Below are 8910 nucleotides of genomic sequence, written 5' to 3'. Positions count from 1 at the left end.
GATCTCGCCGGGGACTGGCCGGGACTGCGCCTGGACGTGGACACCGCCGACGATCTGGACCGCGCGGTAGCGCTCGGTATCGGCGACGCGACCCACGCTGTCCTGCATGACATCGGTTGGCCGGGCGTCGTTCACGAACACGTTCCACACGTGTGCTAGCCGGTCGCCGCGATGGCGTGAGACATACGTCAATCGCGCCTCGGGGCTGCACACGGGCTCTTCGGTAGGGGATGATCGTTGGTGTGAGCGATACGGAAACCGTCAAGCAGCAGCCGTTGCTTCCCACCCCACCCCCGGCGGCGACACCCCTGTCCGCCGAGTCGGCGGCTCCGCGGTTGCCACGTGATCGCTACCTGAATCGCGAATTGAGCTGGCTCGACTTCAACGCCCGGGTGCTCGCCCTCGCCGAGGACGCCTCGCTTCCTTTGCTGGAACGAGCGAAGTTCCTCGCGATCTTCGCCTCGAACCTCGACGAGTTCTACATGGTGCGGGTGGCGGGCCTGAAACGGCGCGCCGAGACCGGTCTGCTCGTGCGCTCGGCCGACGGCCGCTCCCCCGGCGAGCAACTGGAGCTGATCGCCGCGCGCACCCAGGAGATCGCGGTACGGCATGCCCGCGTCTTCCTCGACAGCGTGCTGCCCGCGCTGACCGCCGAAGGCATCGCGATCATCGACTGGACCGACCTGGACGACGACGAACGCCAGCGCCTCTCGGGGTACTTCCAGGACCAGGTCTTCCCGGTCCTCACGCCGCTCGCGGTGGACCCGGCGCATCCCTTCCCCTACATCAGCGGGCTGAGTCTCAATCTCGCCGTCACGGTTAAAGACTCCACCACCGGCGGCGAGCATTTCGCCCGCGTCAAGGTGCCCGACAACGTCGACCGGTTCGTCCGCGTGCGCCGCACCGAATCCGGCTCGCTCATCGCGGCTTTCCTGCCGATGGAAGCGCTCATCGCCGCGCATCTGGACCTGTTGTTCCCCGGCATGGACGTGGTCGAGCACCACTCGTTCCGGATCACCCGCAACGCCGACTTCGAGGTCGACGAGGACCGCGACGAGGACCTGCTCCAAGCACTGGAACGCGAGCTGGCCCGGCGCCGGTTCGGTTCCCCGGTGCGGCTGGAGGTCTCCGACGACATGACCGAGCACATGCTCGATCTGCTCCTGCGTGAGCTGGACGTCCATCCCGATGACGTCGTCCAGGTGCCCGGCCTGCTCGATCTGTCCTGCCTCTGGCAGGTCTACGGCGTGGACCGGCCGAATCTGAAGGACATCCCGTACGTCCCCGCGACGCCCCCCGCGTTCGGCGAGCGCGAGACGCCGCGCAACGTGTTCGCGGCGCTGCGCGAGGGCGACGTGCTGGTGCACCACCCGTACGACTCGTTCTCCACCAGCGTGCAGCGGTTCATCGAACAGGCCGCCGCCGACCCGCAGGTGCTCGCGATCAAGCAGACGCTCTACCGCACCTCCGGCGACTCCCCGATCGTCAACGCGCTCATCGACGCCGCCGAGGCGGGCAAGCAGGTCGTCGCCCTGGTGGAGATCAAGGCGCGGTTCGACGAGCAGGCCAACATCAAGTGGGCGCGCGCGCTGGAGCAGGCGGGCGTGCACGTCGTGTACGGCCTGATCGGCCTCAAGACGCACTGCAAGACCTGCCTGGTGGTGCGCCGGGAGGGCGCGACCATCCGCCGCTACTGCCACATCGGCACCGGCAACTACAACCCGAAGACCGCCCGCCTCTACGAGGACGTCGGATTGCTCACCGCCGCACCGGAAATCGGCGCCGACCTGACCGACCTGTTCAATTCGCTGACCGGCTACTCACGAAAAGAGCACTACCGCAACCTGCTCGTCGCCCCGCACAGCGTCCGCTCCGGCATCATCGAGCGCATCCAGCGCGAAACCGAGCTGGCGGCCCAGGGGCACGACGCCCGAATCCGGTTGAAGGCCAACGCGATCGTCGACGAGGAGATCATCGACGCGCTGTACCGGGCCTCGCAGGCGGGCGTGCCGGTACGGATCGTGGTGCGCGGTATCTGTGGCCTGCGCCCCGGCGTGCCGGGCATGAGCGAGAACATCGAGGTCCGCTCCATCCTGGGACGGTTCCTGGAGCACTCGCGGATCCTGCACTTCCAGGCACAGGACGAGTACTGGATCGGCAGCGCCGACATGATGCACCGCAACCTCGACCGCAGGGTCGAGGTGATGGCGCAGGTGAAGGATCCGCGGCTGACCGAGCAACTCGGCGACGTGTTCGACTCGGCGCTGTCACCGACGACGCGCTGCTGGGTGTTGCAACCCGATGGCACCTGGCGCGCCTCGCCGGGGATATCCGGAAACGGCGACAAGATCAGAGATCACCAGGAGTTCTTGATGCGGCTGCGGAGACCCGAGCAGCAGTGAGCGAGGAAAGCGGGTTCGAACAAGAGGGGGGCCCGTTCTGGGATCCCCGCATCACCGCCAATATCCACGCCGCGGGAGCGGTGCTGTGGCGGGTATCCAGGCAGGGAGCGGTGGAGATCGCGGTCGTCCACCGGCCCAAGTACGGGGACTGGTCGCTGCCGAAGGGAAAGCTGGACCCCGGCGAGACCCCGGTGCTGGCCGCCGTCCGTGAGGTCGCCGAAGAAACCGGGCTCGCGAGCAAGCTCGGCCGCTACCTCGGCCACGTGACCTACCCGATTCCCGGCCATCGAAAGCTGAAGCGGGTCGACTACTGGGCCGCCGAACTGGTAGGCGGCGAGTTCGCGGCCAATTCCGAGGTGGACGTGCTCAGCTGGTACACGCTCGACCGCGTGATGGACCAACTGTCGTATCCGATGGACCGCCAGGTGGTGCGCGCCTTCACCCGCCTGCCCGCGCGCACCAGCACCCTGCTGCTGGTGCGGCACGCGAAAGCGGGCCGCAGGGACCGCTTCACCGGACCCGACGACCAGCGCCCGCTCGAACGCGAAGGCAAGGAACAGGCGCAGGCGCTGGTGCCGAATCTGCTGGCGTTCAACGCATCCGAGATCTACTCGGCTGATCCGCTGCGGTGCGTGCAGACGGTGGCACCGCTGGCAGAGCGACTCGACGCCGAAATTGCCATCGAGCCACTGTTTTCCGAGCAAGGCTACGACGCCGGCCCGGACAAGGCCCGCGAGCGTTTTCGAAATTTGGTGTCCGACAAAGTCGTTCGCGTCGTCTGTACTCAGGGAAAGGTGATCCCGGACCTGCTTGGTTGGCTGGCCGAACGAGACGGCGTCGCGCTGCAGTCGGCACGCAACCGCAAGGGCAGCGTGTGGGTGCTGTCGTTCGCCGGGCGGCGCTTGGTGGCCGCCGACCATCTGGATCGATCGCTGTCGGCCTACGTCGTGAAGGACTGACGACTCGACGGCGCGCCGCTGTGAGCGAGCACCCGCCTACCGCCGACTGCTACTGATTACGAACATCCGAAAACGGCCCCGGGTGTTTCCCGGGGCCGTCTCGACGTTGAGGCGAATGGGCCCAGTCTTCGGGGCCGCACATTCGGCGCCGATCCGGCGGTGGCTCGGGATCAGCGGCCGCGAGCCGTGGTCTTCTTGGCCGCGGTCTTCTTCGCAGGCGCCTTCTTGGCGACGGTCTTCTTGGCGGTGGTCTTCTTGGCCGCCGTGGCCTTGGTGGCCGTCTTCCTGGCCGGAGCCTTCTTCGCTACCGCGGCCTTCTTCGCAGGTGCCTTCTTGGCCGCGGTCTTCCGGGCGGTGGTCTTCGCCGGAGCCTTGGCCGCGGCCTTGCGTGCCGTGGTCTTGGCGGGCGCCTTGGTGGGGGTCGCCTTCTTCGCCGTGGTCTTCTTCGCTGCCTTCTTCGCCGCCTTCTTCGCCGCCACCGGCGCACCCACACCGCGTTTGACCGCAGGGCCGGTCGCAGCCAGCTTCTGCTTACCCGCGATCACCGCCTTGAACTGAGCGCCAGGGCGAAACGCGGGCACCGATGTGGGCTTCACCTTCACGGTTTCGCCGGTGCGCGGGTTCCTGGCGACTCGAGCCGCACGCTTGCGCTGTTCGAACACACCGAATCCGGTGATTGTGACGCTCTGACCTTTGTGCACCGCACGCACGATGGTGTCGACCACATGCTCGACTGCCGCGGTGGCCGTGCGCCTGTCCGTACCCAACTTTTCGGTCAGAACGTCGATCAGTTCCGCCTTGTTCATTGAATCCTCCGCAGACTAATGGCCCGTCGTCGGACCGACTAGGTACCACGGTAAACCCACTTTGGGCAAGAGTCTATGTGCCACGCCAAAATTCATGTGGTTTAGCACACGTCCAGCTACCGCAACTCCGGCCACCCAGCTAACCGCCGGGGGTGATTACGTCTGCGAAATATGTGCCGGGAGGGTGGCGGGTTTCCATGTTGGCCTTGCCTTTTCGAAGCGGGCGATGGCGTCTTCCCGCCGCAGCGTGAGCCCGATGTCGTCCAAACCCTCGAGCAGACGCCACCTGGTGTAGTCATCAATATCGAACGGCAACACGACGGTTCCAGCCGTCACAGTGCGCGCCCCGAGGTCCACAACCAATTCCAAGCCGGGCTGTTCCTCGAGCAACTTCCAGAGCATTTCGACATCGTTCTGTGACATCTGAGCGGCCACCAGACCGCCCTTACCCGCATTGCCGCGGAAGATGTCGGCGAACCGGGACGAGATGACCACCCGAAAGCCGTAGTCCGACAGCGCCCAAACCGCGTGCTCACGCGAGGATCCGGTACCGAAATCCGGGCCCGCCACCAGCACACTACCCCTGTTGTATGGCTCGATGTTGAGAATGAAGTCGGGATCGGTGCGCCATGCGGCGAACAACCCGTCCTCGAATCCAGTACGAGTCACCCTCTTCAGGTAGACGGCGGGGATGATCTGATCGGTATCGACATTGGAGCGGCGCAGCGGCACCCCGATGCCCTTGTGCACGGTGAAGGCTTCCATAACGAATCTCCTGGGTTTGATTGAGGGAATCGGGGCCGGTCAGTCCAGATCCGCAGGCGAGGACAGGGTTCCGCGGACCGCCGTCGCGGCCGCTACGAGGGGAGAAACCAGGTGCGTACGGCCGCCTTTGCCCTGCCTTCCTTCGAAGTTGCGGTTCGAGGTGGAGGCACAACGCTGGCCGGGCTCGAGCTGGTCCGGATTCATTCCCAGGCACATTGAGCAGCCCGCCTGCCGCCATTCGGCGCCCGCCGCGGTGAAAATCTCACCCAGTCCTTCTTTTTCCGCCTGTGCGCGAACCCGCATCGACCCCGGTACAACCAACATTCGCACGCCGTCGGCGACATGGCGTCCCTTCAAAATCGCGGCCACCGCACGCAAATCCTCAATGCGTCCGTTGGTGCACGAACCGACGAATACGGTGTCGATCGACACTTCCCGAAGCGGAGTACCCGGCTCCAAGTCCATGTAACGCAGCGCTTTCTCCGCGGACTCGCGGGCCACCTCGTCGGCGATCGCAGCCGGGTCCGGCACCGCGTCGCCCAGCGGGGCGCCCTGGCCCGGATTGGTGCCCCAGGTGACGAACGGGGTCAGCGTGGTGGCGTCGATGTGCACCTCGGCGTCGAAAGCCGCGCCCTCGTCCGTCTTCAGCGCCTCCCAGGCGGCCACCGCGGCGTCCCAGTCGGCATCCTGCGGGGCATGTGGGCGTCCCCGGAGGAATTCGTAGGTCGTCTCGTCCGGGGCGATCATGCCTGCACGAGCGCCCGCCTCGATGGACATGTTGCAGATCGTCATTCGGGCCTCCATGGACATGGCCCGGATGGCCTCGCCGCGGTACTCCAGAACATAGCCCTGGCCGCCGCCGGTGCCGATCTTCGCGATGACGGCCAGGATCAGGTCCTTGCTAGTCACGCCAGGGGGCATGGCGCCGTCCACAGTGATCGCCATCGTCTTGAACGGGCGCAGCGAGAGGGTCTGGGTGGCAAGCACATGTTCGACCTCGGAGGTGCCGATACCCATCGCCAGCGCGCCGAACGCGCCGTGCGTCGAGGTGTGGCTGTCGCCGCAGACCACCGTCATCCCCGGCTGGGTCAGACCGAGCTGCGGGCCGACCACGTGCACGATGCCCTGGTCCAGGTCGCCCATGGGATGCAGCCGCACACCGAATTCCGCGCAGTTGCGCCGCAGCGTCTCCACCTGGGTGCGCGAAATCGGGTCGGCGATCGGCTTGTCGATATCGATCGTCGGCACGTTGTGGTCCTCGGTCGCGATCGTGAGATCCGGCCGCCGCACCGGCCTGCCCGCCGCGCGCAGTCCGTCGAAGGCCTGCGGGCTGGTCACCTCGTGGACCAGGTGCAGGTCGATGTAGATCAGGTCTGGCTCGCGCGAGGCACCCTCACCCTCCCCGCGAGCGACGACATGCTGGTCCCATACCTTCTCGGCCAGCGTGCGCGGTTCGGCCATGGTCGATCACCTTTCGGACGAAGCAGCCGTTCCGCGATCTGGACTTCGACGCGGCGACGGTTGCACAGTTTTGGATAGCTACGCCTGGTCGGAACGCTGATAGCTGGAATCCGTGTTGGTAGATTTCTCAGCATTCGAGACGCTAGTATCGTTCTATGAGACAGCATAGCGGCATCGGCGTCCTCGACAAAGCAGTGGCGGTCCTGTACGCCGTAGCCGAGCATCCCTCCGGTCTCAACGAGCTGTGCGAGCGCACCGGCCTGCCCCGCGCCACCGCGCATCGTCTCGCTGTCGGATTGGAGGTGCATCGCCTGCTCGCCCGCGACAGCAACGGGACCTGGCGCCCCGGACCCGCCTTGGCCGAGCTCGCGACCAGCGCCAACGACCCGCTCCTGGAGGCCTCGTCGACGATCCTGCCCCGCCTGCGCGAGATCACCGGCGAAAGCGTCCAGCTCTACTGCCGCGACGGCAACGCCCGCGTGTGCGTCGCGGCGCTGGAACCCCCCGCCGGCCTGCGCGACACCGTTCCGGTCGGAGCGCGGCTTCCGCTCACCGCGGGCTCGGCGGCCAAAGTCTTGCTGGCGTGGGCCGACCCGGAGCTTCAGCGCACCATCCTGGCCGACGCGGTATTCGGCGACCGCGCACTGGCCGAGGTGCGCAAGCGCGGCTGGGCACAGAGCGCCGCCGAGCGCGCGGCCGGTGTGGCAAGCGTTTCCGCGCCGGTGCGCGACGCCGGCGGCATCGTGGTCGCTGCGGTGTCGGTGTCGGGCCCGATCGATCGGATGGGCCGCAGGCCCGGCGCGCGTTGGGCGGCGGACCTGGTCGCGGCCGCCGAGGCATTGCACAAGCGCCTATAACACGTTTCAGTGCGGACTCTCTAGAGTTGGCCCATGGGAGTCAACCAACGGGCACAGATCGTGATGTCCGACACCGAGATCACCGAGTTCCTCGTGCGCAGCCGGATCGCGACGCTGGCGACCATCGGTCCCACCGGCACGCCGCACCTGGCCGCGATGTGGTACGCGCTCATCGATGGCGAGATCTGGTTCGAGACGAAGGCCAAGTCGCAGAAGGCGGTCAACCTGCGCCGCGATCCGCGGGTCTCCTGCCTGGTCGAAGCGGGCGACACCTACGACCAGCTGCGGGGTGTGTCGATCGAAGGACGGGCCGAGATCATCGAGGACGCCGCGAAACTCTTCGCCGTCGGTGTGAGCGTCTGGGAGCGCTACACCGGCCCCTACACCGAAGACGTGCGCCCGATGGTGGAGTCCATGCTGAACAAGCGGGTCGCCGTCCGCGTCGTCGCCGAGCGCACGCGCAGCTGGGATCACCGCAAGCTCGGCCTTCCTCGCATGCCGCTCGGCGGCACCACCGCGCACGCGCTGGACTGAACAAAGCACGCTCGCGCAGCACGACGCGCCCGAAATTGAACTGACACAACCGCCTCGCACGGGATAGTTTCGACGTGTTCGACATGAATCGGCCTGGCATCGACGCCCGCGAGGGCGCGCTGCGCGGCCGCAACGACGAGGAGCAGCCGATGGCGGATTCGGATAAGTCCAATGGCGCCGACGAGGTGAAGCGCAAGTTCCGGGAGGCACTGGAGCGCAAGAACCAGCAGAACGCCCGCGCGGCCGACCACCTCGACGGACGGTCCAAGGCGTCCGCGACGCACGCCGCAGCCGCCCACAAGCGGGAATTCCGCCGCAAGAGCGGATAGTCCGCAACCACGCCGAAGGCCCTCCAGCAAGATCGCTGGAGGGCCTTTCGTTTCGCCCCGGTCACCGCGAACAACCACTGCGGAACAGCCGAAACCGTGCCCTCCACCACACACGAGCCCGCACCCCAGACGGCGGGACAATCGACCAGGCAGTGCGACCAATCCCACAACCCAAGACACCGCCCGCTGTCCCACACCCACCCGAGCCGCCCAGACCTACACGCGACCCACTCCGCAGGCCACGCCGGTATTGCCACCAGGCAGGGCAAACCCGCCCCCGCTGCCAGGAGCGGCCGGAACCAGTCATCTGGACGCGAAACCTGCGCCAGCGATTCGGGAACAGAAGCCCATGCCCGGCAGCCCGGCAACACATCCCGCACTGGAAATCTGAGAGCGACCCCTCAGCCACGAGTTCGGGAACAGAAGCCCACGCCAAGCACCCCGGCAACACATACCGCACCGGGAACCTGAGCGCGCAGCCCAAGCCAGAGATTCGGGAACAAACTCGCACAAGCGCCCTCGGACGAAGCCATCCCACAGGGATGCCCGGAGTCGAAACCTCCAGCCAAACGTCCCGGAGGCCGAAGGTCCCCAGGCGAGGTCCCGGACGCGAAGCCCGCCAACAGCGATGCCCAAAGGCGAAACCCTTCAGCCAGACCCCCCGATAGCCGAAGGTCCCCAGGTGGGCTCCGGAGGTGACCCGCTAACAGCGATGCCCGGAGATGAAGTCCTCCAGCCAGGGGCGCCCAGGGGACAAAGCTCCCAGGTCCGGAAGCCAAGCCCTCCAACAAGGAGCG

At 66.8% G+C, this 8910-nt stretch carries 8 protein-coding genes; 5 read left to right on the top strand and 3 right to left on the bottom strand.

The features are described 5' to 3' along the window. Window positions 1-230: 230 nt before the first annotated feature. Together NA4_RS33760 and NA4_RS33755 are read left to right on the top strand one after the other, a co-directional pair. A complete protein-coding gene (locus tag NA4_RS33760) occupies window positions 231-2402 on the top strand; it encodes an RNA degradosome polyphosphate kinase (RefSeq protein WP_067479422.1) in 2172 nt (723 codons plus the stop codon). Continuing rightward, window positions 2399-3361 carry an NUDIX hydrolase gene (locus NA4_RS33755; protein WP_084497698.1) on the top strand — a complete coding sequence of 321 codons (963 nt, stop codon included), beginning with the start codon at window positions 2399-2401 and terminating at the stop codon, window positions 3359-3361. The genes NA4_RS33760 and NA4_RS33755 overlap by 4 nt, the downstream gene beginning before the upstream one ends. Before the next feature lie 170 nt (window positions 3362-3531). On the opposite strand, the gene NA4_RS33750 is transcribed toward NA4_RS33755, so the two are convergent. The 3 genes from NA4_RS33750 to leuC all read right to left on the bottom strand — a co-directional run bounded on the left by NA4_RS33750 (window position 3532) and on the right by leuC (window position 6393). Next, on the bottom strand, window positions 3532-4167 hold the full coding sequence (locus NA4_RS33750; RefSeq protein WP_067479420.1) for an HU family DNA-binding protein: 636 nt from the start codon (window positions 4165-4167) through the stop codon (window positions 3532-3534). A gap of 156 nt (window positions 4168-4323) precedes the next feature. Then, complete coding sequence (leuD, locus tag NA4_RS33745; RefSeq protein ID WP_067479418.1) at window positions 4324-4932, bottom strand: 3-isopropylmalate dehydratase small subunit; 609 nt, start codon at window positions 4930-4932, stop codon at window positions 4324-4326. A 39-nt stretch (window positions 4933-4971) separates the two neighbouring features. Further along, the gene (gene leuC, locus NA4_RS33740; protein ID WP_067479416.1) at window positions 4972-6393 is read right to left on the bottom strand and encodes a 3-isopropylmalate dehydratase large subunit; all 1422 of its coding nucleotides are present in this window, start codon (window positions 6391-6393) and stop codon (window positions 4972-4974) included. Between the two features lie 155 nt (window positions 6394-6548). On the opposite strand from leuC, the gene NA4_RS33735 reads away from it, so the two are divergent. From NA4_RS33735 to NA4_RS33725, 3 genes are all read left to right on the top strand, one after another. Beyond that, entirely contained in the window at window positions 6549-7250 is a 702-nt protein-coding gene (locus tag NA4_RS33735; protein ID WP_067479414.1) for an IclR family transcriptional regulator, read from the top strand. A gap of 33 nt (window positions 7251-7283) precedes the next feature. After that, a complete protein-coding gene (locus tag NA4_RS33730) occupies window positions 7284-7784 on the top strand; it encodes a pyridoxamine 5'-phosphate oxidase family protein (protein WP_067479413.1) in 501 nt (166 codons plus the stop codon). A gap of 149 nt (window positions 7785-7933) precedes the next feature. Beyond that, window positions 7934-8113, top strand: a complete 180-nt coding sequence (locus tag NA4_RS33725) for a DUF5302 domain-containing protein (protein ID WP_067479424.1) — start codon at window positions 7934-7936, stop codon at window positions 8111-8113. Window positions 8114-8910: the final 797 nt, after the last annotated feature.

Source organism: Nocardia amamiensis NBRC 102102 (genome assembly GCF_001612745.1).
In the GTDB taxonomy this organism is placed as follows: Bacteria; Actinomycetota; Actinomycetes; order Mycobacteriales; family Mycobacteriaceae; genus Nocardia; species Nocardia amamiensis.
The sequence above is the reverse complement of the archived record's forward strand: the minus strand, read 5'-3'. Positions and strand labels throughout refer to the sequence as shown.

Coding starts and splice junctions, on each gene's coding strand:
- NA4_RS33730 (WP_067479413.1), top strand. CDS start 7,284: ATGGGAGTCAACCAACGGGCACAGATCGTGATGTCCGACACCGAGATC.
- NA4_RS33735 (WP_067479414.1), top strand. CDS start 6,549: ATGAGACAGCATAGCGGCATCGGCGTCCTCGACAAAGCAGTGGCGGTC.
- NA4_RS33750 (WP_067479420.1), bottom strand. CDS start 4,167: ATGAACAAGGCGGAACTGATCGACGTTCTGACCGAAAAGTTGGGTACG.
- leuC (WP_067479416.1), bottom strand. CDS start 6,393: ATGGCCGAACCGCGCACGCTGGCCGAGAAGGTATGGGACCAGCATGTC.
- NA4_RS33725 (WP_067479424.1), top strand. CDS start 7,934: ATGGCGGATTCGGATAAGTCCAATGGCGCCGACGAGGTGAAGCGCAAG.
- leuD (WP_067479418.1), bottom strand. CDS start 4,932: ATGGAAGCCTTCACCGTGCACAAGGGCATCGGGGTGCCGCTGCGCCGC.
- NA4_RS33760 (WP_067479422.1), top strand. CDS start 231: ATGATCGTTGGTGTGAGCGATACGGAAACCGTCAAGCAGCAGCCGTTG.